Here is a 26209-nt window from a genome sequence, read left to right on the forward strand (position 1 = left end):
ATTATCCCCTAATAATGTGACAGATGAAAGTTTATCCAGCGTTTTTTTCTGCTCAGTATGCCTAAACACGCAATTGTCTGCGCCCAATGAACCGACTCGGAAGAGCAAAAACAGTAAGGACTGTTATTAAGGCAACAAGTGTATACCTGAGCACCTGCTCCCGAATCCGGCCACAAACTTTAATCCTGACAGACAAGCGTGAAGTCAGTATGACGGCTCGCATCGTATTGAAAGAAATTGACTATTGAGTCAAAAACCCCGCTCAGACCAAGATAATCTGAACCTTGCTCACAGCCTTTGCTCATGCTGGTTGCACTCTGACATATCACAGCAAGCTCCGGCATTATGTCCTTATAAGATACGACTCATCGGGTCTGTGCACTGCCGTTCAGGCTCCTTAATTCTGTCCATGTAACTTGCCACCCCGGCGAAAAATAAAATACGCGCTCACCCGCCGGATACGGTTTCAACTGTGCTAGATTAAAACCGTGCATAACGCACCTATGTGGTGCATTAACAGCATTCTTAACGCACCAAATTAGTGCAAAACTGTTTTTTATTTGTTTAGACACAAACTAAATCCTTTATAAACATGTAGTTAAAAAATTGGCACGAATAACGCTTAGTAGTGCGCAAATGCAGAGCACTGCAACAAAATATAACCCTACGAGTCGGAGGACACATGTCACAATCGGTTTTAGATCTTATTAAAGAACATGACGTTAAATTCGTTGATTTACGTTTCACGGATACTAAAGGTAAAGAGCAACACGTTTCTATTCCTCATCACCAGGCCGATGAAGACTTCTTTGAAGATGGCAAAATGTTCGACGGCTCATCTATCGCAGGCTGGAAAGGCATCAACGAATCAGACATGGTACTGATGCCAGATGCAACGACTGCTAAATTAGACCCTTTCTCAGAAGAGACCACACTGATTGTACGTTGTGACGTGCTTGAGCCTTCAACCATGCAAGGTTACGAGCGTGATCCGCGCTCTGTCGCAAAACGTGCTGAAGACTACATGCGTTCAACTGGCATTGCTGACACAGTATTGTTTGGCCCAGAGCCTGAGTTCTTTCTGTTTGACGACGTGAAGTTCAAAACAGATATGTCTGGCTCTATGTACAAAATTGATGCACAAGAAGCGAGCTGGAACTCAGACAAAAGCTACGAAGAAGGCAACATGGGCCACCGTCCTGGCGTCAAAGGCGGCTACTTCCCGGTTGCACCAGTTGATTCGTCAGGTGACTGGCGTAGTGCAACCTGTCTTGTTCTGGAAGAAATGGGTCAGGTTGTAGAAGCACACCACCACGAAGTAGCAACAGCGGGTCAGAACGAGATCGCAACGCGCTTCAATACAATGGTTATCAAGGCTGACGAAATTCAGGAAATGAAATACGTTATCCACAACATGGCACACCTGTATGGCAAAACGGCAACCTTCATGCCTAAGCCAGTAGTTGGCGATAACGGTTCAGGTATGCACTGTCACCAGTCACTGGGTAAAGATGGTAAAAACATCTTTGCTGGCGACAAATACGGCGGCCTGTCAGAAGACGCGCTTTACTACATCGGTGGTATCATCAAGCACGCTAAAGCCATCAATGCTTTCGCCAATGCTTCAACTAACTCTTACAAGCGTTTGGTACCTGGCTTCGAAGCACCTGTTATGCTGGCGTACTCTGCACGTAACCGTTCAGCATCCATCCGTATTCCGGTTGTACCGTCTGAAAAAGCACGTCGTATTGAAGTCCGCTTCCCGGATCCAACTGCCAACCCTTACCTGGCATTCTCTGCCATGCTGATGGCAGGCCTTGATGGAATCAAAAACAAGATCCACCCTGGCGATGCAATGGACAAAGACCTATACGACCTGCCAGCTGAAGAAGCTGCAGAGATCCCTACCGTTGCCTCTTCACTGCAAGAAGCACTGGACTCTCTGGACGCAGACCGTGAATTCCTGATCCAGGGTGGCGTATTCACTAACGACCTGATCGACGCGTACATCGCATTGAAATCTCAGGAAGTTGAAAAGCTGAACATGACAACTCACCCGGTTGAGTTCGAAATGTACTACAGCGTATAAGCTGGTTTTCAGTGTTCTGGTGTGTGTGAGCTGCTATAGCTGACACACTGCGCGATCCGGAATGCTTATTTCAGCTGTATTCACTCACTGATCAGTTCGCTGGTCGTGAAAGAACAGGCTGACTCTGCGCTCTTAAATCATATGTGTTCTCAAGCCCGCAATGCGGGCTTTTTTGATGCCGGTGCAATGGTAAACTTGCGCTAAAAGCACTAAAGTTATAGCTGGTAATGTGTGTCTTTTAAGCAAGGTGAAATCGTGTTGCGGCTTTATTGGGTGATTCTCTGTTTGGTGTTCAGCGCAAGTGCTGTGTCAGATCAAAAGGTCTACCGCTGGAAAGACGAAAACGGCAACTGGGTCTACTCAGACGTGCCGAAAAAAGGCTCTGAGAAAGTAAAACTGAGCACCAATATGCTCACCATGCCTGCCACCGACACCAGTATTTTAACGCCCACGCAATCCACACCCACCGTCTCTTATCAGGCAAAAATTACGGCCCCCAGCGATCAGCAAACTCTGCGTGAAAACAGCGGTAGTGTGTATGTGAACGGCTTAGTGACCCCGCGCTTTGCAAACGGTTTTCAGGTTCAGCTGTTTCTTGATGGTAAAGCAACCGGGCCCAAACAGAGCACCGCATCGTTTGCGTTACGCGATGTGCCCAGGGGGGAACACAAATTGCAAATGAAAGTATTTAATGACAAAGGCATGCTGGTTGCCCAAAGTGCAGTAACCACCTTTTTTCTGCACCGCGCCAGCGTGCTCAACCGTTGATTATAATAATAGGTGTGCTAATCTGCTGTGCACCAACTTGGTGCAAGGCGATCCAATATGGCACAACCCTCCTCAGAATTAATACATGAATTATGGCAAAATTTATCCACTGCAGTGATCTTACTGACCGAAGACCTGACCATCTATTTTGCCAACAACAGCGCCAGCGAACTCCTTGGCCTGGGCAGTAAACGCTTATTAAATCAGCCATTCGAAGCGATTTTTCATCACCATATGATCGACATGAAGCGGCTTCAGCGTTACGTACTGGAAGACGGTGTGGATTGCCAGCAACACAAGGTTGACGTGGTCTTCATTGATAATCGCGCCAGTACACTGAACCTGTTTGCACGCCGCTTTATGTTGCAAAACCGGGCATTTATCCAACTGGAATGTCGGCGTATCGATGAAGAGCTGCGATTCGATCAGGCCTTTAATCAGGCACATCAATATCAGGCTGCCCGCAACCTGATCCGTGGCCTGGCACACGAAATAAAAAATCCGTTGGGCGGGATCCGAGGAGCGGCGCAATTATTGCAGTATGAAGTGCAGCAGGAAGAACGGGACGAGTGCGCAGAGTTAATTATTGAACAAGCGGACCGCCTGACCGAACTGGTAGACCGGCTACTGGGCCCCAATGAGTTGCCCCGCAAAGAGCCTTGTAATGTCCACCGTATGCTGGAATCGGTGATCCGGCTCAGTGAACTCGATGGTGCCGCAGGGATCCGTCTGGTCAAAGACTATGACCCGAGCATTCCGGATGTGATTATGGATGAGGCGAAGATCCAGCAAGTGGTATTAAACATTATCCGCAACGCACAACAGGCACTGGGTGAGCAAGGCGAGATAAAAGTATCCACCCGGATCCGTCATCGTATCAGACGCGGTAAGCAACTGATGAAAAAAGCGTTGCAGATCAGGGTTACAGATAACGGCCCAGGCATTGCTCAGGAAATGCAGGCCACCTTGTTCTACCCTATGGTAACCAATAAGGAAGGCGGTTCTGGATTAGGCTTGTCTATTGCCCAAACACTGGTCGAGCAACACCATGGTTTCATCGATTGCGACAGCTGGCCTGGCCATACTGAGTTTGCCATCTACCTGCCCTTTGAAGCATAAACGCGTCTTGTGACGTGCGTTCATAACCTATTTTGAGAAGTGGGATCACACCATGAAAAATGTTTGGCTTGTCGATGATGATGCATCTATTCGCTTTGTTCTGGAAAAAGCGCTGGCGCGTGCAGACTTTCAAACTGAGAGTTTCTCTAATGGCCAGGATGTACTCACCGCACTGACCTATGATCAGCCTGCAGTATTGATCTCAGACGTCAGAATGCCCGGCATAGATGGCATGGCTTTGCTGGAAGAAATCGCAGAGCAGCACCCCAACCTCCCGGTGATCATCATGACCGCCCATTCCGATCTCGATTCTGCGGTCAATGCCTTTCAAAAAGGGGCGTTTGAATATCTTGCCAAACCGTTTGATCTAGACGAAGCCGTCTCTTTGGTAGAACGCGCTTATCAGGCCAGCTCACAAAATAACAAAGCGAAGCGCCCCAGCAACAATGCAAAACAGCCCGATATCATTGGTGAGGCGCCGGCCATGCAGGAAGTTTTCCGCGCCATTGGTAAACTCTCTGTCTCCAGCATGAGCGTATTGATCAATGGAGAGTCGGGCACAGGTAAAGAACTGGTGGCAGGCGCTTTGCACAACCACAGTCCGCGCCGGGAGCAGCCGTTTATCGCACTAAATATGGCAGCCATTCCCAAAGACCTCGTTGAATCTGAGCTCTTTGGACACGAAAAAGGCGCCTTTACCGGTGCAGACAGCATACGCCGCGGACGATTTGAGCAGGCCAATGGCGGTACGCTGTTTCTGGATGAAATCGGCGACATGCCACTGGATGTGCAAACCCGCCTGCTCAGAGTGCTGGCTGATGGCGAGTTTTATCGGGTCGGCGGCCATCACAGTGTTAAGGTCGACGTGCGGATCATTGCGGCCACCCATCAGGACCTGGAGCGCCTGGTAGAACAAGGGGAGTTTCGTGAAGACTTATTCCACCGCCTGAATGTCGTGCGGCTTAAGCTGCCGCCGCTGCGTGAACGCCGAGAAGACATTGCCAAACTGAGTGAGAACTTTCTCGTGCGCAGTGCCAAAGAGTTAAAAGTGCCTTGCAAAATACTAACAACCGAAGCGCTGCATGTTATGCAGGCATTTCACTGGCCAGGTAACGTGCGTCAGCTTGAAAACAGCTGTCGTTGGTTAACAGTGATGGCACCCGGTGATGTTATCAATGTTGCCGATCTGCCAGAAGAGCTGAACCAGCCAATCAAAACCACCGCAGTGGACACCATCGAAGGCGACTGGCTGGATGCCTTTCAAAACTGGCTGGAACAGGAACTCCATCAGGGCAAAGAAGACATCTGGCCTCAGGTACAGGCTCAGCTGGAAACCCGCCTGATCAAAACTGCACTGGCCGTATGCCATGGTCATAAACAAGAGGCGGCACTGAAAATTGGCTGGGGCCGTAATACCCTGACTCGCAAATTGAAGGAACGTAATTTTACCTGAGAAAAGCGTCGTCTGTATGAAAAAACATCACTTGTTCCTAAAAGCTTGAACTCGTACTTTTAATAGGTGCACTTTGCACACTAAAACTACAACATTTAAGGAACGACTATGAAAATCAGCTTACAGAAAAAATCGCTCAAACGCCTGAATAACAAAACCCCATTGGCTCAGGAACTGACGCCACAAGCTGCAGGCGGCATGTATGCCAGCTCGCCATACAACCCTGGATGTATGACCTATCAGGGACTAACTTGCCCAACTTCTCCGTATGATCCGGGCTGCTAAATATGCACCTGACTGCCGAGCAACAGCCCGGCAGTTTCTGCACCGGCTTGCGCCTTGACCCCATTGTAAAAAGCAAGCACTATGCAGTCATAATGATCTGAACTTGCTTTATACCATGAAATTACTGGAGCATATCCCACTGATCAAACAGTTGGAAATTCTCAACAGACTCACCTTTTTCAAAGAGTTTACCCTGTCCGAGCGCCAGGTGCTGCTCGAATCCTTTAGCCACCTGTATCTGGTCAGCAAAGACAGACATGCATTTCGGCGTTTTGATAAAGATAATCGCCTGTACATTGTGCTCAGCGGAGAGCTGTCAATCTACAACCAGGATCAGCACCATGCCATTGGCCGGGTCGGCCCCGGTGAATTTCTCGGAGAAGGCGCTTTTATTTCTCACCGGGAACGCAGCACCAGCGCGCTGGCATGCAAAGACACCATCCTGCTGGCGATTACACCCGATGCACTGACACGTTTGCCTAATGTGATCAGAGAAAAAATCAAAGATAAGATCATTGAAGGGATGAGCGCGCGGATCAGTCAACTCAACCATTATATTGAAGACCATTTATGAGCGCTCAAAAAAGGCGCCCTCAGGCGCCTCTTTAGTATTACTGTGCCAGTAATGCTTCGAAGTGTCCGAACAAGGTGTCCAGCTCTTCAATTGTGTTGTAGTGCATACAACCGATACGCACAACACCACCACTTTCCATCACACCCAGTTGCTCACATAAGCCCTGCGCATAAAAGTTACCATCCCATACACAAATATGTTGCTTACCCAGGTATTCAGACACAGCACGCGGTGCGATGCCATCAAAGGTCAATGCAAACGTAGGGGTCCGCTCGGCAAGGCGCGCCATGTCTTTGATACCATACAAACGGATTTGCGGAAATGCCTGCAGACGTGACAAGAAGTGTTCGCTTAAAGCCATTTCATGGGCTTTAGTATTGGCAAAAGCCACACCCAGAAGTTCACGTCGCGGGGTATCTTCAGGTAATCCACTCAGCGAGGCAATATAGTCAATGGCCGCCACAACACCCGCCAGGCCTTCAAAGCTCTGAGTGCCCGTTTCCCAACGACCCGGTACCACATCTTTTGCAGGTTCGACTTTGTACGGCGTAAAGCCGGCCAGATGGGCCATTTTACCGTATACCACACCGACATGTGGACCAAAGAACTTATAAACAGAGCACGCCAGGAAGTCACAGTCCAGCGCCTGTACATCGATCAGCTCATGAGGTGCATAGTGCACGGCATCGACATATACCAGTGCACCAACCTGGTGCGCCAGCTCGACGATCTCTTTGATGTCATTAATTGAGCCGGTGGTATTAGACGCATAGGTCACTGCCACCAGTTTAGTTTTGCTGTTGAGCAGGCTACGGAAATGCGCCATATCCAGCGTGCAATCGGCTTCATTCACCTTCACTGCATGTACACTCGCCCCTTTGTCCTCAGCAGCCTGACGCCATGACGAGACATTGGAGTAATGATCTGCATTGGTAACAATGACTTCATCACCGGCCTGCCAGTCGCGTGAAATCGCGCGACTAAAGCTAAACGTCAGGCTGGTCATGTTGGCACCAAAAACAATCTGCTCTTTGGCTGGCGCATTGAGCAAGTCCGCCACCGCCTGACGCGCATTGTCCATCAGCTCGACGGTTTTATCACTGGAGAAGAAGGCTCCACCCAGGTTGGAGTTAAAGTAACCCAGATACGCAGACATGGCACTCAGCACAGACTGTGGCACTTGTGAGCCACCCGGGCCATCCAGGAAAATAGGGGAACGGCCTGCCACTTGTTGCATCAGGGCAGGAAACTGACGACGCACTTGATTCAGATTCATAATGGCCTCTTACGCGGTAAACACAAAACAGTCCAGATACCCGGTCTGCGTGGCATCCAGCTTGTTCATTGGCGTCGCGTTGTGCCAAACCTCACGGTCATTGACCAGGGCAAACAGACCATCTTTGATCTCCATCTTAAAACATGGCTCAGCGTCTTTGTGCTCGTATACCAGCAGCTCACCACCCGCGATGTTCTCATGCGACACACCACATACGCACACATGATCAAAACCATCCTGATGTACGCCCTCTGGTGCTGGCGGTGTATCACTCTCAATGGCCAGCATGCGGAACTGATGCACTTCAATATCACGCTCATCGCTGATACCTGTCATTGCTCTAAACTCATTCAGCAGGTGCTTAAAGCCTTCACTGTGGATCAGGTCTGCTTCCAGATTTTCATAAACGCGCTCAATGTTGCCCTGAAAGGTGTTGATTGAGTCGTCCTGCACAAAAGCTTTAGTCGGCTGTAAAGCCACTTCACCATTGGCAAATTTCAATACGGAATAACGACGTTTACGGAATGCACCATCCGCATAAGGGTTATCTGGCAGACGGTTAAACGAAGGTTTAACCGCATCGATGTGCGTTTGTTGAATAAAACGAAGTTGTAGCAAATTCTGGTTGTTTACTGCGGTCATTTTGCTCTCGCCTAGGGATGACAATTTGGCGGAGATCTTAATCCATTTAAAGGGGAATTGTGATTTTGAATCTGTCTATTTAGTCGGTTTAAAAGAATAATTAGCCTGTTTTTTGCAATTTTTTAAATCAAAAATACACAAGCTGAAAGTTCAGTGTTTACTGCATACAAAAACAGGACTTTGCACGCAAAGTCCTGTTTTAGCGTCAGCGTTGTGGCAATCTGGGTGACGTTGCAAAACGCTGGGTGAGTACAGGGTTATGGTAGCGGCACAAATTCCACCTGCAACACACAGAAACCTTGCAGTGGGCCAAGTCGATAAATCGTGCCCATTAACTCGCCCGGACAACCTGTGACACGACCAACCTGATGACCAGCATCTGGCTGCAAGATAAGTTCCAGAGACTGATTGTTGTCAAGCTCTACAGCAGACTCACTGACACTGCCCTGCCCTGTGATAGCAATCTCAGCCAGAGAAGATTGACTGTAAGTCAGGTTATAGTACCCGTCGTTTTCCAACTGTAACAGGTAAGAAACGGTATCATTACTGAGCGGGTTTAAGCCAAGATCCAGCTGTACATCTTTATTCTCTATCGCCTCAATCCCGGTTACTGAATGCAGTGCGTTGGCCTGCGTATAGACATATTGCAGGCGCGGGTTATGCTGCAAATCTAATTCGGTAATGGACGTGTAGGAAAAAGACAGGCTATCCAATTCAATGTTATGGCTCAAATCAATTTGCGTTAGTGGATTATGACCGACGGCCAGATTTTGGAGTCTGGTCAGGCTGGACAAATCAATCTGCTCCAGTGCGGCCCGCTGCCAGACTAATGATATCAGATTCGGATACTGCGCCAGGTCCACCCAACGAGCATCAACTCCACTGATATCCAAAGTAGATAGCTGGCCGCCATTGAACTGCCCCAACTGACTCACCAACAGAGGGCTATAACCCACATTCAGATATTCAAGCTGCAATCCATCAGCCAGTGTGAGAGACTGTAAGCGACCATTGTTGCTAATGTCCAGGTTTGTCAGCTGCGAGTTCTGACTCAGATCTAACTCGGCCAGAAACGGCATGCTGTCAACGTAAAGCAATAGCAACTTACGATTAGCGGACAGGTCCAACTGGTCGAGTTGTGTAGCGCTAATATAGAGCATCTCCAAGTTAGGATTATGAGCAACATCCAGCTGTGTCAGATTATTATAATGTAGCTCTAGCTCATTTAACCCTGGCATTCCTTCCAGCTGCACTGCTGTGAGTCTATTCTGTCCAGCAATGAACCTGCTCAGCATAGGATGTTCACCGGCCAATACTTGTGTTAAGTGATTTCCAGAAAGCTCCACACCGTACAGTGCGGTATTCTCAGTCATGTCCAACTGCGCTAATGCGTTCCAACTGGCGTCCAAATAACGCAGCTGCACATTGTTTTCAATACTCAGCGCACTCAGCGAATTCATGCTGACATTCAGGTCATGTAACTGAAGATTGTGCTCAAGGTTAAGTCCTTCGAGTCGGTTGTCTGACAATATCAGGGTTGTCAAATCGGGCCAGCTTTGTGCGTCGAACGTGCTTAGCGCATTGCCGGATAAATCCAGTCGATGCAGTGCTGTGAAACGTGCCAAACCTAGCGATGCCAGCGTCTCATCATTCAACCCAGCACTTTGCAATTTCAGCTCCAGTAGCTGCTCTGGGTGAGACACAGTCAAGGCAGAAATACCATGTACGCTCCCCTCAATGCTGAGAGATGTCAGTTGGCTCAAACCAGACAGGTCGAGCTCGGTGACAGCCACAAAGCCAAGTGTCAGCTCTTGTAACCCAGTCAAATTATTCAACCCGTTCAGTGACTGGATAGCGTCATCCGGTACACAAGATAGTGAGGTAATTTCCTGAAGAGACTGCACTGACATCTTGTTTACGCACTCTGCGAGGCGGAGATCCGTGATACCGGCCAGCTCTGCCAGATTGGGCTTTTCAACAAAAGTGGCGGTAATTTCACAATCCGTATCACGTACTGGAATGTGATAACTCGGCTCGGATAGTTCACCATCACAGCCAGTGATGCTCTGCAGCATATAACCTGCCTCGGGCTCAACATAGACATGCGCAGAGTGTCCTTCAGGGATTTCCTGATAGGCGGGATAAAAATTGCCCTGACCTATCGTCTGAGTCGTGATCGCGTAACCATCAAAGTCGTAATACCACTGTTGCTTATCAGACTCCTGACACCCCTGGCTGGCAGCATATAGACAGATCTGCATACCCCTAACGTCATAATTCAGGAGCTCCACATAATGCAGTTGCTCGTCGAGCATGATGGCTAACTTACCATCTTCTAATGCGTACTGATACACAACACCATCGATAACCAACTGATCTTTGCGACTATCAGAATCCCAATAAATAGGTCCAAAAATCACCTCGTACCAACCCGAAGTCTCATTTTGTGCCCACATATAGTGAGCCTCATCCAGATTGCTTGGCAAGAACTCGGTTTGCGTTATTTCGGGGGTGTAGTGATAGACCAGCAAACTGTGGTACAAAGAGGTTGTGTTACCCTCACTATCAAACCGTTCAAACTGACGACTTACATAATAGTAATCATCAGATTGTGCTACTAACTGGTGTGTAACTTTAGCCTGCAAAGTGCAGTCTGGCATATTTGGCTTACACTCTGAGGTGCTTATGCCGTAATTTTCGTCATATCTGTAGCGTTCTCGTATTAACTCACCCTTGTCGACACGCCAGGCATATTGCCAGTCAAAAGTATCAATATACAGCTCACCACTGCTAAATAGATCCATATCGAAAGCGGCCTGGTTCATGCCAATGAACCCCTGCCAACGACCAACCACGTTGTTGTCGGTGAATACCGCCTCCGGCTGCTGTTTGACCAGGATCCCATAGCGCGTATCTGCCATGCCAGCCTCCCCCTTGGCCAGGCTGACATATTGATAAGCCGCTCCGAGCTTTTTGGTTATCCAGAACACCTCTGTCACAGTGTGCTCGCCCGCTCGATAGTCAACCTCAAGCGTATTGCCATTTACCCGCCAGGCCAGTACCTCTCTCTTGGGATCCACAATGGGGGTAGAGATTTCTCCATTCTGCTCCAGCTGATACTGATCCGGGAAACCACGACCAGTTTGACCATCGCTTTCGCGCACCTCAATATGCCACAAACCCTGCATCTCTTCGTCACCCGGCAGGGCCAGGGTCATCCCTTTATCCAGCAAATTACTGGTATAGGCTTTTTCATATGGTTCTGTATATGGGTCATTCCCGCCGAAAACAGCGATGCCCTGTTCAACAATGTCGACCGTTCTGAACACGGCATTTTCCGCCAGAATCGTCATTTCCAGTGAATCAATGTAGACAGAGTGTGCTGGATCACTCACCCGGGTTGAGATGTGTAGCGGCTCCGCCAGGGTGATCTGGACTGTGTTGTTATCTTGTTTCCAGCTTTTGACCTCCACGGTATTGATTGCGGACAGCGTACCTTTTCCAGAATCGCTCAAGCTAACATGATATGCAGCAGCATTGAAGTGTTTCACGGCTTGCAGAATAAACTCGCCCCCAACAGGGGTAGTCGTGTCGTCAATCAGGTCAACATCTTGCTTTATTGCAGCCTTCGTCGACTCAATCAGCGCAGGATCTGCAGCATTGACGTCATTCTCAAATTGTTGAGCGGTGTGCTCGTCATCGACCAAATCCAATGTCGTCTTCACGCCTTCAGGGAGGCTATAATCACTATTATCAACAACAATCTTAATCAACGAAGCCAGCGACATTTTTTCGTCGGCATCGACATTTAATAACGCCTGGTTTAATTCGGCATCACTGGTCGGCGCAGCACCTGCGCGCGCCATTAACGCATATTCCGCAGTCGAAACGTTCGTGACATTAACGCCAAAGTTCTCTGTCTTATCAAGCTGACCATCTTCACCCGCTTGTTGCACCAACTGTGCCATGGAATTCAGCACAGAAACAAACTCCACCTGGCTCTGTGCATCCACACCGGTTGCTGAAATCATGACCGGGTAGTTTGCCTCACTCTCATCGACAACCAATGTTGCAGAATACAGGCCTTCTCCGTTTGCCTTGACCTGTACCTCAGCACCGCCCGCAGACACAACCACATCAGCATGAGCAATCGGCTCATCCGTCACGCGTCCATTCAGGGTAACTGACGCTGTATTACGCTTGATCAGCACACTTTGACTAGATTGCTGAGTCGCCCCCTGATCGTCAGTCACCATCACCGTAAAGGTAATAGTCGTATCTTCGTGGATATCTGGTACCGTGTAAGTCGGCGTGGCCGTGTCCGTGCCTACTTCTGTCAAAGAAAGCGATGAACTGTGAGACCACGCGTAACTGGCCACTTTACCATCAGAGTCGCTTGCACTGGCTGTTAGTGAAAATGCGAGGCGCTCTTTTTGTTCAGACAAAGCTGCGATGCTCACCACCGGCGCCTGATTCTGTTTAGGTATGACAGTGCCTTGACCTGAGTCAGAGTCAGAACCTGAGTCTGATCCCGTGTTGTCACTGCCCCCTCCACACCCGCTCAGTGCGAACGCTAAAGCCACAGTAAGTGGCCACCCACTTTGGCCTGTAGCCATTAACCCCTTAATTCTAATCATTATTATACTTCCTGCATCGAGGCTATCCATCCTCGTAGTATTATGTTGTGTCTAATCGCTGTTGTAGCGCATTTTCAACATCCATATTAACATCGTTTCTATTTTTTCAACAGATGCATAAAAGGCAATTATTTTTATTGCGGGTGATTAACAATGTAACCTATTGATAATACTATGATGATGGAAAGGGGCTGGTGCAAAAAACTGGACTTTGTGAGCAAGGCCTGGTTTGGCTTCAGTTCTGTGACAATGTCGTTTACATTTCAAAGAACCGCAATACCGGACGATTATAACAAGGGCACAAATTCCACCTGCAACACACAGTCGCCTTGCAGTGAACCGAGCCGGTATGCCGTCAGATCTAACTCAGTGACAGACAGGCCCCAGCGTCTCCAAACGGGTAAGGTTAACTAACTCAGTAACCGAGCCAATATCACCATAATGGAAGCAACGTAGATCTATCTCTTCTTTACTGCGGTCACTTTGCTCTCGTCTAAGGATGACGATTTAACGGAGGTCTTGGTCTATTCAATGGGAAGTTTTGACTTTTAATTTCTTACTTCACCCACAAAATGGAAATAATACTTCTAAAAAATACAAATTCAGTACATAGCAAGCCCAATCACAATGATAACGGCGCCCCAAACAGGTAAGATAAAAAACAGGGTCTGGAAACCAGGCCCTGTCAATGCTGCCCTTTTCGGGGCAAATACCATCACGATTGCGCTTATTCGCTCACGGTAACGGGATGAACTCAACCTGTAACGCGCAGTATCCCTCAAGTGGTCCCAGTAAATAGATGTTCCAACCCAGCTCTCCCGGGCAGCCGCTTACACTGCCAACCTGATATCCAAAGTCAGGATACAGTTGGATAGGATAAGTTTCCCCCACACTCAACTCTACCCAAGAGGTACTGACACCACCTTCGCCCGTCAATTGAATAGAGGCCAGAGATCCAATACTAAACGCCAGGTTTTCGTAACCCAGTGCCTGTGTGTTTGTCAGATAAGTGACCGTCTCTTCATTCAACGGGTTACTGGTAAGGTTTAGATAGGCGCCTTTATTTGTAACCGCTTCAATACCTGATACTGAGACTAGCGAGCCGCCAATAGCATTCACATGCCAAATTAGCGGATTATTTTGCAGGTTTAGTTCAGTGATCTTCGTGTTACTGATGGATAGGCTCTGAAGGCGACTAAGCTGACTGATATCAAGCTCTGTGACTAATGTACGATACAGATTAAGCGAACTCAGTCGCATATTCTGGTTAAGATCGATGGTCTGTAATGGACTGTTAGTAATCTCTAAGTGCTGTAGTTTCTGCAACGCGGAGACGTCGATTTCAGTCAATGCGGTGCTGTACAGAACAAGCGTCGCCAGTTCTGGGTTCTGGCTGACATCAAGCGCCAATAACGGGTTATTAGACAGAATCAAATAACGTAACTGTGTCAATGCCGATAGATCTACATCAGTCAGATCCGCATCACGCCATGTCAGGTTTTGCAATTCAGGGAAATTTGACAAGTTAACATGCTGCTGGCCAATCTGACTAATATGTAATTCACGCAATGAGGGTAAAGGCAGAGCGGTTACCTGCTCCAGAAGCACTGGGTTCTCTGAAACGCCTAAGTAACGTAAACCCGGCAAAGCCTGTACGGAGATCTGTTCCCAGCCAGGATTGGACGCAACATCAAGCACTTCAAGCTTTGTATTGTGGCTCAAGTCCAGGCTACTGAGTTGGCTTAAATTTACAGCATGTAGTTCTCTTAACTCAGTGTTTGCAGACAGATCCAGCTTTGTCAGGTGTACATTGTCAAGGAACAACTCCTGCAACTCTGGGTTAGCCAATACGTTTAACTCAACAAGCGGGTTGTTGCTCACATACAGCTTATTGAGCTGTGGCATATTACCCAGGGATAACCCGCCGAGTTCATTATATCTTACATCCAGATCGGTTAAGTGTGGATGTGTGCCAGTCACCATCTCAGTCAGTTGATTGCTATCCACATAAACTCTGACTAGTTGGGTATTTGCCGAAATATCCAGGTGAGTTAGCTGGTTCGAGCTAACGTACAGAGCCTGCAATGCTGTATTCTGATCAATTTTCAGTGTTTCGAGCTCACCCCACCCTAACTTTAGTACCACCAAATCGGGAAAGGCATCTCCGTTAAACTCAGTGAAGCGATTGCCAAACAGTTCAAGTCGTTCCAGGTGTACGAAACGCGCTAAATCGAGCCTGCTCAACTCACTGTCAGTCAATTCCTGATTGGTTAATTGCAGTGACTTTAACTGCGTATCCGGGTGCACAGTCAGCGTACTGAGTTTAACCCAATCAACTGCCAGGTCCGTCAGCCCGGGGAGCGCACTTACGTCCAGTTCAGAAGCAGTCAGCTTCTCTAAATACAGTGCTGTCAGGTTTGTAAACGCAGCTAATTCTGAAAGCTTGCTGGGATCGACTTCTTCATAACAACTTAATCCAGTAACTGCTCCAAGACTGTTATAGTTGGCTTTATCTACGCAGGCGCTTAAGCCGGGATCACTGATATTGGCTTGCTCAGAAAGCGGGACAAACTCGACAAATGTGACTGTTAGGGTGCAATGCTCCGTCAGCGGTTCCAGCCGATAGGCTTCCCCCAGCCAACGACCCGGGCAACCGCTCACCTCGCCAAGCATATGGCCGGCATCAGGTAAAAATTCAATCACTTTATATGGTGCGTCTTCATCTGTGTAAGTATAAATATAAGCCTGACCAGGACCTGATAACTCTACTGTAACCAGGTACTCAGAATCAAACTGTAACTGGGTATAGCCCTGCTGGTGTTTCAGCGCCTCCAGATACGGCCAGAGCGCATCATCCAGCGGGTTGCCACGTAAGTCAATGTGCACCCCATTATCCAAATGTTCGATTCCGGATACGTTTTCCAGCGCGCCATTTGCAGCCTCTACCCAATACAACTCAGGGAGGGTACCAAACACCAGAGACGTTATCTGACTCTTTTCTATGTTTAACTCAAACAACGTGGAAAGTGCACTGATGTCCAGACTGGTTAAGGCGGTCTCTTTGAGCTCAAGCCGTTCCAACTGCGCATTTTCGCTCAGATCTATCTCCTGAAGCGGATTACCCGACAGGTCTAGCCCCGTTAAATGCTCATTAACAGATAAATCCAGCTCTGTCAGGCCAGCATTGCGCCATGAAAGGTATGTCAGTTCGGGAAAGCCTGTCAGTGTTATCTGCATCGGATCAACCCCATCCAGGTATAATTTCTGAATTGCGGGCAAAGGGGTCTGAGCAATCTCACTAAAAACCTCAGTACTTCCTGACGCATTCAAAAAATATAACTGAGGTAAAGCAGTTAGCGATACGCTTTCCCATGCTGGGTTATCTGCAACATTCAGTACCTGTAGCTGCTGATTATGGCTGAGATCCAAGGTAGCCAATTGAGGTAAGTTTCGCACAAACAGTGCGTTGAGCTGTGTATTTGCCGAAAGGTCCAGAGACGTTAGTGGATTATTGTCCAAGCGCAGCTCTGATAACAACGCATTACCTCGTACATTTAACCGCGTTAAATGGTTATCGTTCACATTCAGGTTTTTTAGGTTGGGAAAAGCTGCACCATCAAAGTGTGTGAGCTGATTGCCCGATATATGGAGCATTTCCAGAGCAGTAAATCGAGACAGGTCAAGTGCTGCCAGTTCATCGTCCGTCAACCCAAGGTATGACAGGCCCAGCTCCTTCAGCTGAGCATCCGGATGCAGCGACAATGCTGTTATCTTACTATTCACATAGAGAGCGGTTAAAGCCGGGATAGCACTGAGATCAAATGCTGTCAGCGCGTCATAACTTAACTTAATTGCCGTTAAATTTGGAAACACTGCCAACTCTGAAAAAGGACTAATCGTCGCATCGCCATAACAGTTGAGATTAGTAACCTGTTCCGGTAACTGATATCCCGAGTTATCGACGCAGGTACTCAACCCAGGATCCTCAATCCCGGCTAATTCAGAGAGCGGCACGAATTCGATGAATGTTACCTGCAAGGTGCAGCTTTGAGTCAGGGAATCCATAATAAAGTTTCCCGACTCCCACCGCCCGGGACACCCGCTGACGTTACCCAGCATATAGCCCTCTTGTGCGCTAAAGTAAGCGGCATAACCAAGCCCAATGTCAACCGGATCCCGCTCTAGAACAACGTCACCTGGGCCAGTCACATCTAGTGCAACAGTATTGCCCCTGAAGAAGTTTAGCCCGGTATACCCTTGTTCATCTTCTAAGTTTTCCAGATAGTGCCGGGTGTCTTCAGTCAATGGGGCGTTCCACAGGTTGATGTTCACCCATTTATTAACCAGCATTTCGATACCTGACACCGTGCTTATGTTTGTATCACTCGCGGATACGTAGTTTAATGCAGGGTTGTTTCCAAGCTCCAAATTAACGAGTGGTGTTGAATCGACGTCAAGCCCTCTTAGCTCAGATAGTGTGCTGGTGTCCAGGCTGGTTAAATCCGTCCCGGTAAGCATCAGCTGCTCTAATTTGGGTTGCGCACTCAGGTCGATCTCTGTGAGTGGGTTACCACTCAAATTCAGCGAAGACAGTGGCGATATTTCGGACAAGTCTATTTGTGTTAGTCCCCCCTCAATCCATGTTAAAGAGTTCAGATGCGCATACTGAGTGAAATCAATCTTATCGGCACTTTCGCCGCGCATACTAAGCGTTTTTAGCTGGACTAACGCTGCTTTATCCAGCCTGTTGAACAAACCGGGGGCATCCAGAATATCTAACAACTCCAGCACCGGCTCCTCAGGGAGAGCCAGGCTTTGCCAGTGATCGTTGTAACTTACAAATAGCTCTGTCAGACGGCTGTTTTCTTTCAGGTCCAGTTCGCTCAGCAGGTCTAAGCTCTCCGCTTTCAGTGTTAACAAGTTGCTGTTATGCGACAAATCTAAGCTGGCCAAGTCCGTGTCGCTGACCGCAAGCAAGGTCAACTCAGGGTTTTGAGAAGTATCAAGGCTAACAAGGGGGTTCTCACTGACATGCAGAGATTGCAGTGCCGTCATGTTAGCCAATGACAGTCCATTTAAGTGGTTTCCGTTGGCAGTGAACGACGTCAGCATCGGGTGCTCCCCCAGGATCAGCTGGGTCAGTTCATTATAATCAACATCTACATCCTCAAGGACTATATTGGTTGAAATATCGAGTTGAAAGAGTGTATTCGAAGCAGCATAAAGTCTCTGCAAATGCGTATTTTCACTGACTTTCAGTATGGACAGCACGTTACTATTCACATTCAGATCGATTAACTGGGGCCAGGAAGCTGCGTCCAACGCCGTCAGCTGATTGCCCGACAAGGTGAGCCACTTTAGTCCTGTAAAACGAGCTAAATCCAAGTCAGCCAGCTGTGCATCGTTTAACTCATTATAGCTTAAGTTCAGCTCAACCAGCTGCTCTGGATGAGCGACGGTCAGCCCGGTGAGTCCATTGCGACTGTTCGAAATTTCTAATGCAGTGAGCTCAGTCAACCCGGACAAGTCCAGCTCAGCTTCCGCTACCGAGTCCAGGTACAGAGTCTGCAACGCAGTCAGATTATTCAGCCCAGCAAGTGATTCAATTTGCTCGCCTTCAAAACACCACAACTCAGTGACCTCTTCATGTGAGCGCGCGGATATCCGATTCAGACACCGGGCAAGCACGGGATCGGTCACACCGGCCATGGCAGCCAGAGCTGGCGGAGGCATAAAAGTCACCGAGATCTCACAAGATTGTGTTACTGCAGGGATCACATAGCGGCCCTCAGTCCACTCACCATCACAGCCCTCAATGGTATCGAGCACATAATCCATGTCCGGCCAAACAAATAACTCTGCCTGCTGGCCCTCTATGATCTCCTGGTATTCCGGGTGCACCTCACCGTGTTCTCCTGAACTGGCGGTCACGACAAACCGGGTTGGCTCATAGAACCAGTCTCGTTGATCTGCTGCCCGGCACCCGTTTGTCGCTAGGTACACACACACCTGTATTTTTTGTGCATCATAAGCCAGCAGCTCGACCAGGTATTCTTCGTCACCCATAGTGAATGACAACTTACCAGCGCTTAAAACGGTGGGATACGCCAACCCGTCTATGATGAGCTGATTTTCAGCGTCAGAGGCATAATCGGTGCCAAACGTCACCTCCAGCCAGCGTCCTTCATCATTGTGCTCCCAAAACTGCTGTCTCCTCGCCATATTTCTGGGGAAAAATTCTTGCTGCTCAATGGTTTCACTGTACTGGTAAATGAAGAGATTCGATCCTGAATAAATAGGTTCACCGGCCCTGTTATAATTATCAAAAGTCTGTACCACATAACGATAATCTCCTGACACCGCGACCAGTTGATACTTGATTCGTGCAGTAAGCGTACATTGCGGGGAGCTCATATTGCAGTCTTCGGGGCCCGGCCAGGTGCTTGACCGGAAATAGTCTCGATATAGTTCGCCCCCTTTGACGTACCAGATTGACTCATCAGAAGACATGTTAAAAACCGTTTTCCCGGAATCAAACAAGTCCATATCGTAACGCGACGTGCGCCCAATAAGGCCATGCCAGCGACCTGCTGCGGTGTCTTTGCTCAGAGCCAAATCTTGTTGTGCAGCTATCAGCAAACCAAACTCAGTGTCCGGCCATTGCGCTGTGCTGGTATTCAGTGTAACTATCTGATAACCGGCTCCCAGTTTTTTGGTAAACCAGACAGTGATAGCGCCTGACTTTTGCGGATCCTGATAATCTATCACCAACGCGTTGCCGTCCAGTCGCCAACTAATCTCTTCGTCAACATCCGGGTCGTCCAGTGCGATGACCTTGCCATCTGCTTTAAACTCAAAATGCTGTGGGGGATCTTTTTCTGTCGTGCCATCGGCGTCTGTGATGTCCATATACCACACACCCACCAGCTCCTCTGCACTGGGCTGCGCCGTTTTCGATTTACTTAACAGGTTACTGGTAAATGCTCTGCTATATTCTACCAACGTCGCAGGGTTTTCAGTGGTCGTGGTCCAGCCTTGTTCCTGAACATCTACCGTTCTGAACACGTCATTCTCTGCCAATATGGTCAGTTCAAGCGAGCTGATGAATACAGAGCGATCGGAATGATTTTCCTTCAAAGATATGTGCAGGGGCTCTTTCAGTGTGATCGACACTGTGCTGTTTTCCTGTGCCCAGCCTTCAATTTCGACCGTGTTGATAGCAGACACGGACCCTAAACCAGATCCATTCAGGCTGATATGGTAAGGGCGCGCATCATAGTGTTTCACAGCTTGCAGGATAAAGTCACCATTGAGCAACGTTACAGAGTCGTCAATCAGATCAGCGTCTTCTTTGATGTCTTTCTTAGTGTTTTCAATAAGGTTCGGATCGGACGCATTGACTTCATCTTCAAACACCAGAGCCGTTTGTTCATCAGCAACCAGATCTAACGTTGAATTGACCCCCTCAGGCAAAGCGTAACCGTCGTTATCAACCACAATCTTAATCAGAGATGCGAGGGTGATCTTCTCGTCAGCATCTACATTTAGTAACGCTTGGTCCAATTCTGCATCCGTTGTCAACGGTGCACCTGTGCGTGTCATCAGGGCATATTCGGCAGTGGTCACATTGGTGATATTCACAGCAAAGTTTTCTTCTTTGTCCAGTATGCCATCTTCACCAGCCTGCTCAGTCAGTATGGCCACTGAATTTAACACCGAAACAAATTCAACGCTCTGTTGTGCACCGACACCCGTAGCCAATATGTGCACCGGGTTGTTCGCTTCGCTTTCGTCAACTATCAGAGTTGCGGTGTAACGGCCTTCTCCGGAAGCCGTCACCCGCGCCTCGACGCTGCCAGTGCTGATTGTTACATTTGCGTTGGCAATAGGTTCGTCGGTCACCAAGCCGTTTAGTGTTACTGAGTGTACTTTTCGCTTCACCAGCACTTCTTTGCTGGTACTGTTAGTCGCGCCCTTATCATCGGTCACGGTAACAGTAAACGTGATAGTGACATCTTGCTTAATATCCGGGATGATATAAGTCGGTGACGCTGTATTTATATCTGCTTCCGAGAGCTGAAGTGAGGAATTATGAGACCACGCGTAGCTCGCAATCTCGCCGTCATCACTGGCATTCGCTGTCAGCGAAAACGCATTCTGCTCCAGCTGCTCTGCCACCTCCCCAATACTGACTTGAGGGAGCTGATTATCCGGCGTGGGTTTAGGGTTTTCCGACTTAGGTTGAGGATTGCCTGATGTACCTGTCTGCTTGGCTGACCCGGCCCCACCGCTATCGCCGCCACCGCCGCAGCCGCTTAAGGTCAGGGCCAACGCCGTGACAAAGGTCAGACTGTATAGCCTGAGACTCATAAACTCTCTCATTTTTATCCCTGCTGTAAAATTTATTTAATCCTGAGAATGACATGCGGTGCTGAACTGCACTTTCACGCTTTGTCAGTGTTTTCGGCAATGGGCACTGGTGACCACCATTCAGTATAACCTGGCCGAAATTACCCTTTATGAATACAGCTTATCAGTTGTTCCAAAAATTGAAAAGACGAGAAAACAGCCCCCTCAAAGAACCTGCCTAACGGGTTATCTTTCTGTTTAATAAGAAAAAGCAGAGCTTTGAAAACAAAGCTCTGCTTTTAAACACGTGTGCCATCAAAGGCACTTAAATTCGCCTGAAAAGGCTGGTACTTTACTGCACAGGCACAAACTCAACCTGAAGCGTGCAATTGGCTACTAATGGCCCCAGCAAGAAGCTGGTTCCTGACAATTCTCCGGGGCAACCGGTCGCATCGCCAACCTGAAAGCCTGTATCCGGATACAGCTCAACATTAGTCATCTCTCCGAATAGCAGCATCACTTCAGACTGGCTAAAACCGCCGTTACCTAATGACTCCATTCTGGCAGTATATCGCTGATTAAAATACAGATTGCTATATCCCTGCTCCCGGAGCTGAGTAAAGTAAGTAACTGTCTCCATGTTCAGCGGGTTATTATAGAAGTACAGATATGCCGCAGGATTCTCCAGCATTTCCAGACCCGTCACAGATTCTAGAGCCCCATTATCAGCATTCACATAGTTTAACTGGTGATTTTGCTGCAGATCCAGTGCTGTTATTTGTGAGTGGCTGATTGCCAGCGACTCAAGTTTGCTCAGATTGCTGGTATCCAGGCTGGTTAGTGCTGTATTTTCCAGGGTCAGCCATTCCAGATGCATACCCTGATTGACATCGAGTGATTCCAACGGGTTATCCGATAAGTCCAGGGAGACTAATTCCGGGAGCTGAGCCACATCTAAAGTTGTTAACCCGGCTGAACGCCAGCTAAGTGTTTTCAGCGCAGGGAAATACGCCAGGTTGACCAATGCACTGGATATCCCTCCAATCTGCAACTCACTTAAAGCAGGTAAGGGTTGCTTAGCAATGTCAGTATATAATTGCGGGCTTTCGTTTACCCGCAGGTACTCAAGCTGAGATAAGTCAGGCACAACAACACGCTCCCAGTGCCCGTTATATGAGAGGTCAAGTGATTCAAGCTGACTGTTCTGGCTCAGATCCAACTGACTGAGCAGCTCAAGCCTTTGCGCGAATAAATACTTAAGCTGTGTGTTTTTAGATAAATTCAGTGAAGTCAATTTATTGTGATTTATCCATAAGGTTTCAAGATTCAGGTTATTCGTCACATCAAGCTGTGCAAGTTGATTCTGCTCTATATCCAGGTCAACAAGCTGCGGCATATTGGCCAGCGTCAACGCTGTCAGTTGATTATTCCAGGCTCCCAATCTGACTAAATTCGGATGGGACCCGATCACCAGCTGGGTTAATTGGTTGTTCTCGATGTGCACACTTTCCAAAAGCGGGTTACCTGAAATATCCAGTTCCGTTAACTGGTTTTCACTGACATCCAGATACTGCAGCTGTGTATTGAGATCCAATTTTAGTGTCGTCAGCTGTCCAAAATCATACCCGTTTTGAATTGTCAGACTGGTCAGCCCTGGGTATTCATCCCCAATAAAACCCGTTAGTAAATTTTCCGACAAGTCCAGCTCGCTTAAATTTGCATAGCGAGGCAAATTGAGCCCGGCAAGTTCAGTATCACTCAGCTGAACCTGGATAAGCGCCAGGGCGTAGAGCTGCTCGGCTTCAGGCAGAACCAGTGACTGATATTGACTATATTCGATGCTTAAACGCGTGAGTTGCGTCAGGACAGATAAGTCCAACTCACCGTCCATCTTCACGCTTAAGGACAATGACTGCACATTGGTAAGCTGATCTAATCCAGCAATTGAGCTGATCATATCACTGTTACGTACGGTCAGCTCAGTGAGCAGGGGCAGCTGCGCCAGCAAAGACAAGTTCAGCTCACCGGGCGAGTTCATCGTTAATCGTACAGTCCGCAAGTTAGTGAGTTGATCTATCCCAACGATGGACTCAACGGACTCAATATTAAATAACTCCAGGTAATTAAGCTGTGTCAGTGCAGACAGATCAAGTGTACCGTCCAGATCCAGAGTTAGGGAGAGTGAATGCAAATTTGTCAGTTTATCGAGTCCTGTCGTTGACATAACAACATTCTGATAACCACAGAATAATCGGCGCACCGAGTTCAGATCAGGTGCATCACTATCGTCAACACATTTAGCTAATACGGGATCGGTGATCCCGGCTTCAGCTGCTAAGCTTTCCCGTATTTTAAACGTCGCGGATACCTGACATGACTCAGTCACCGCAGGGATCATGTAGTCATACCCCGCAAGCTCACCGTTACAACCTTCAATAGTATCCAGTCTATAACCCGAGTTAGGTTCTACGTTTAATATGGCGCTATGTCCTTCTACCACTTCCTGCCAGTCCGGTGACAGATACCCGTTGCCGTCTGTTTCAGTGCGTACTTCAAATACAGTAGGGTGATAGTACCAGTCTTGTTTGCTGGCTTCCTGACAGCCTTTGCTTGCCTCATAGACACACACCTGCATTCTTTCGGCATTGTAATCCAGTAACTCAACATAATGAGGTTGTTCGTCTCGGGTAAAGGCCAACTTGCCATCGCTCAGAGTGTAGGTATAACTTTCATAACCGATGACCAATTGGTTATGCCACTCTCCAGGCTCTGTCGGCTTTTCTACTCTGCCGAAATCGACAGACACCCAAGATTTGGCTTCCTCATCCCGTGCCCACATTGTGCGACTGTGCTCCAGGTTTCGGGGTAAAAACTCTGTCTGTGAGATGGTTGGATTGTACTGGTAAATAAACAAGCTTGAATCAAAGTACGTTGGATTTCCCTCGCGGTCAAAGCGTTCAAAGGTACGTGTGACATAGTAGTGGTCATCCGCAACGGCAATGAGACGGTGCGCAACACGCGCTTCAACAGAGCAGTTACTTGCGGTCACATCACAATGACCGACCCACTGGTCGCCTTGCCAGTAGCGGTTACGATAAAACACTTTCCCTTCTTCACCCAGGCTCCATGTGTACGCATAATCAAATGTATTAATGTACAGTTCCCCGGTGCTGAACTGATCGATATAGAAGCGTTCTTGCTGTCTACCGATAAAGCCGTGCCAGCGCCCTGCCACAGTTTCTTCAGTCCAACGTGCGTCAGGCTGTGCCTTAACAAATAATCCAAATTCAGTATCCGGCCACTCAACGTCACTGGTATCCAGAGTCACCACCTGATAGCCCGCCCCCAGTTTTTTGGTAAACCAGAATGTGATTGTGCCCGACTCTTCCGGGTCCTGATAATCAATCACCAGGGTATTGCCGTCCAGACGCCAGTTTATCTCCTCATCAACATCCAGGTCGTCCAGCGCAACGATTTGGCCATCCGCTTTAAATTCAAAGTGCTGTGGGGGATCCTTTTCTGTATTGCCATCGGCGTCGGTGATATCCATGTACCATACACCCACCAACTCCTCCGTGGTGAGCTGCGCCGTTTTCAATTTACTCAGCAGGTTACTGGTGTACTTCCGCTCGTATGATTCCGTACTTGGCATATCTCCGACCGTAATTGTTGACCCCAGCTCTACGATATCGACCGTTCTGAATACGTCATTTTCTGCCAATATAGTCATCTCGAGTGAGTTGATGAACACAGAGACGTCATGATTGTTTTCCGAGGTGGAAATGTGCAGCGGTTGTTTCAGCGTGATCGAGACCGTGCTGTTTTCCTGCTTCCAGCTCTCAATGTCGACGGTGTTAATGGCCGACACAGAGCCCGTACCATCTTCATTCAGGCTGACATGATAAGGCCGTGCATCATAGTTTTTCACTGCCTGCAGAATGAAGTCACCATTGAGTGAGGCAACTGAGTCGTCAATCAGGTCATCGTCCCCTTTGATCTCTTTCTTGGTGTCTTCGATAAGGTTAGGGTCCGATGCATTCACATCATCTTCGTACGCCTGGGCCGTTTGCTCATCATCAACCAGATCTAAGGTCGAGCTTACCCCTTCAGGCAAGGAGTAGTTGTCGTTATCAACCACAATCTTGATCAGAGACGCCAAAGTGATTTTCTCGTCGGCATCCACATTAAGCAAAGCCTGCTCCAACTCGACATCGGTCGTCAGCGGTGCACCGGTGCGTGTCATCAGGGCATATTCGGCTGTGGTGACATTGGTAATATTAACGCCAAAGTTCTCTTCTTTGTCGAGAACACCATCTTCACCGGCCTGTTCTGTCAGTGTCGCGACTGAGTTCAATACTGAGACAAACTCAACCACGTCCTGTGCACCCACTCCAGTCGCAGAAACACGTACCAGGCTGTTCACTTCACTTTCGTCTACAGTCAGGGTTGCAGTGTAAAGACCTTCCCCTGAGGCCGTTACCTGTGCCTGAGCACTCCCCGCACTGACCACCACATTGGCATTGCTGATGGGCTGATCCGTTACGATGCCATTTAATGTCACTGAATTCACTTTGCGTTTTATCAGCACGTCTTGGGTGGCACTGTTGGTTGCCCCCTTATCATCGGTTACTGTAACAGTAAACGTGATGGTGACATCTTGCGTTATGTCCGGCACGGTATAGGTGGGAGTGGCGGAGTTTGTATCTGCAGCGGTTAGCTGTAAAGAGGAGCTATGCGTCCAGGCATAACCCGCAATCGAGCCATCATCACTGGCATTGGCAGTCAGCGAGAACGCCTTCTGTTCAAGCTGAGCTTCAACATCCGCAATGCTCACTGTTGGAAGCGGATTGTCTTTATCTGAAGGTTTTGGATCTGGTGCTTTATCTGCAACGGGGGCGGGTGTATCACTCCCCCCGCCACATCCAGCTAATGCCATTGACAACGCGATCACTAGCGAAAGCGCGTTGCAGCGCCCTTGAGTTGGTAATGTCATTGTATTCCCTATTGAGTTTATTGT

At 48.4% G+C, this 26209-nt stretch carries 11 protein-coding genes; 6 read left to right on the forward strand and 5 right to left on the reverse strand.

The genetic code is table 11. From position 1 onward, the window contains the following. Positions 1-682: 682 nt before the first annotated feature. The 6 genes from glnA to QNM19_RS23255 all read left to right on the forward strand — a co-directional run bounded on the left by glnA (position 683) and on the right by QNM19_RS23255 (position 6288). Positions 683-2089, forward strand: coding sequence for a glutamate--ammonia ligase (glnA, locus tag QNM19_RS23230; RefSeq protein ID WP_010386144.1), 1407 nt, complete (start codon positions 683-685; stop codon positions 2087-2089). A 231-nt stretch (positions 2090-2320) separates the two neighbouring features. Continuing rightward, the gene (locus QNM19_RS23235) at positions 2321-2857 is read left to right on the forward strand and encodes a DUF4124 domain-containing protein (RefSeq protein WP_284027267.1); all 537 of its coding nucleotides are present in this window, start codon (positions 2321-2323) and stop codon (positions 2855-2857) included. Between the two features lie 57 nt (positions 2858-2914). Beyond that, a complete protein-coding gene (gene glnL, locus QNM19_RS23240; RefSeq protein WP_049863696.1) occupies positions 2915-3976 on the forward strand; it encodes a nitrogen regulation protein NR(II) in 1062 nt (353 codons plus the stop codon). 52 nt (positions 3977-4028) lie between these two features. After that, positions 4029-5429 (forward strand): nitrogen regulation protein NR(I), encoded by a 1401-nt coding sequence (gene ntrC, locus QNM19_RS23245; RefSeq protein WP_058796885.1) that lies wholly within the window; start codon positions 4029-4031, stop codon positions 5427-5429. Between the two features lie 108 nt (positions 5430-5537). After that, on the forward strand, positions 5538-5714 hold the full coding sequence (locus tag QNM19_RS23250) for a hypothetical protein (protein WP_155946308.1): 177 nt from the start codon (positions 5538-5540) through the stop codon (positions 5712-5714). Positions 5715-5829: 115 nt separating this feature from the next. Next, complete coding sequence (locus tag QNM19_RS23255) at positions 5830-6288, forward strand: cyclic nucleotide-binding domain-containing protein (RefSeq protein WP_010386139.1); 459 nt, start codon at positions 5830-5832, stop codon at positions 6286-6288. Positions 6289-6325: 37 nt separating this feature from the next. Here the strand turns inward: QNM19_RS23255 and QNM19_RS23260 are convergent, their stop codons facing one another. From QNM19_RS23260 to QNM19_RS23280, 5 genes are all read right to left on the reverse strand, one after another. Then, on the reverse strand, positions 6326-7564 hold the full coding sequence (locus QNM19_RS23260) for a cysteine desulfurase-like protein (RefSeq protein WP_049863697.1): 1239 nt from the start codon (positions 7562-7564) through the stop codon (positions 6326-6328). Positions 7565-7573: 9 nt separating this feature from the next. Continuing rightward, the gene (locus tag QNM19_RS23265) at positions 7574-8206 is read right to left on the reverse strand and encodes a 2OG-Fe dioxygenase family protein (protein ID WP_010386136.1); all 633 of its coding nucleotides are present in this window, start codon (positions 8204-8206) and stop codon (positions 7574-7576) included. A 257-nt stretch (positions 8207-8463) separates the two neighbouring features. Further along, on the reverse strand, positions 8464-12843 hold the full coding sequence (locus QNM19_RS23270) for a leucine-rich repeat domain-containing protein (protein WP_156202190.1): 4380 nt from the start codon (positions 12841-12843) through the stop codon (positions 8464-8466). Positions 12844-13578: 735 nt separating this feature from the next. Then, positions 13579-21213: a PKD domain-containing protein gene (locus QNM19_RS23275; protein WP_284027268.1), complete on the reverse strand. Its 7635-nt coding sequence runs from the start codon at positions 21211-21213 to the stop codon at positions 13579-13581. Between the two features lie 331 nt (positions 21214-21544). Further along, positions 21545-26185: a leucine-rich repeat domain-containing protein gene (locus QNM19_RS23280; RefSeq protein WP_284027269.1), complete on the reverse strand. Its 4641-nt coding sequence runs from the start codon at positions 26183-26185 to the stop codon at positions 21545-21547. Between the last annotated feature and the right edge of the window lie 24 nt (positions 26186-26209).

Origin of the sequence: Pseudoalteromonas ardens (genome assembly GCF_030125445.1) — a bacterium.
Taxonomy (GTDB): domain Bacteria; phylum Pseudomonadota; class Gammaproteobacteria; order Enterobacterales; family Alteromonadaceae; genus Pseudoalteromonas; species Pseudoalteromonas ardens.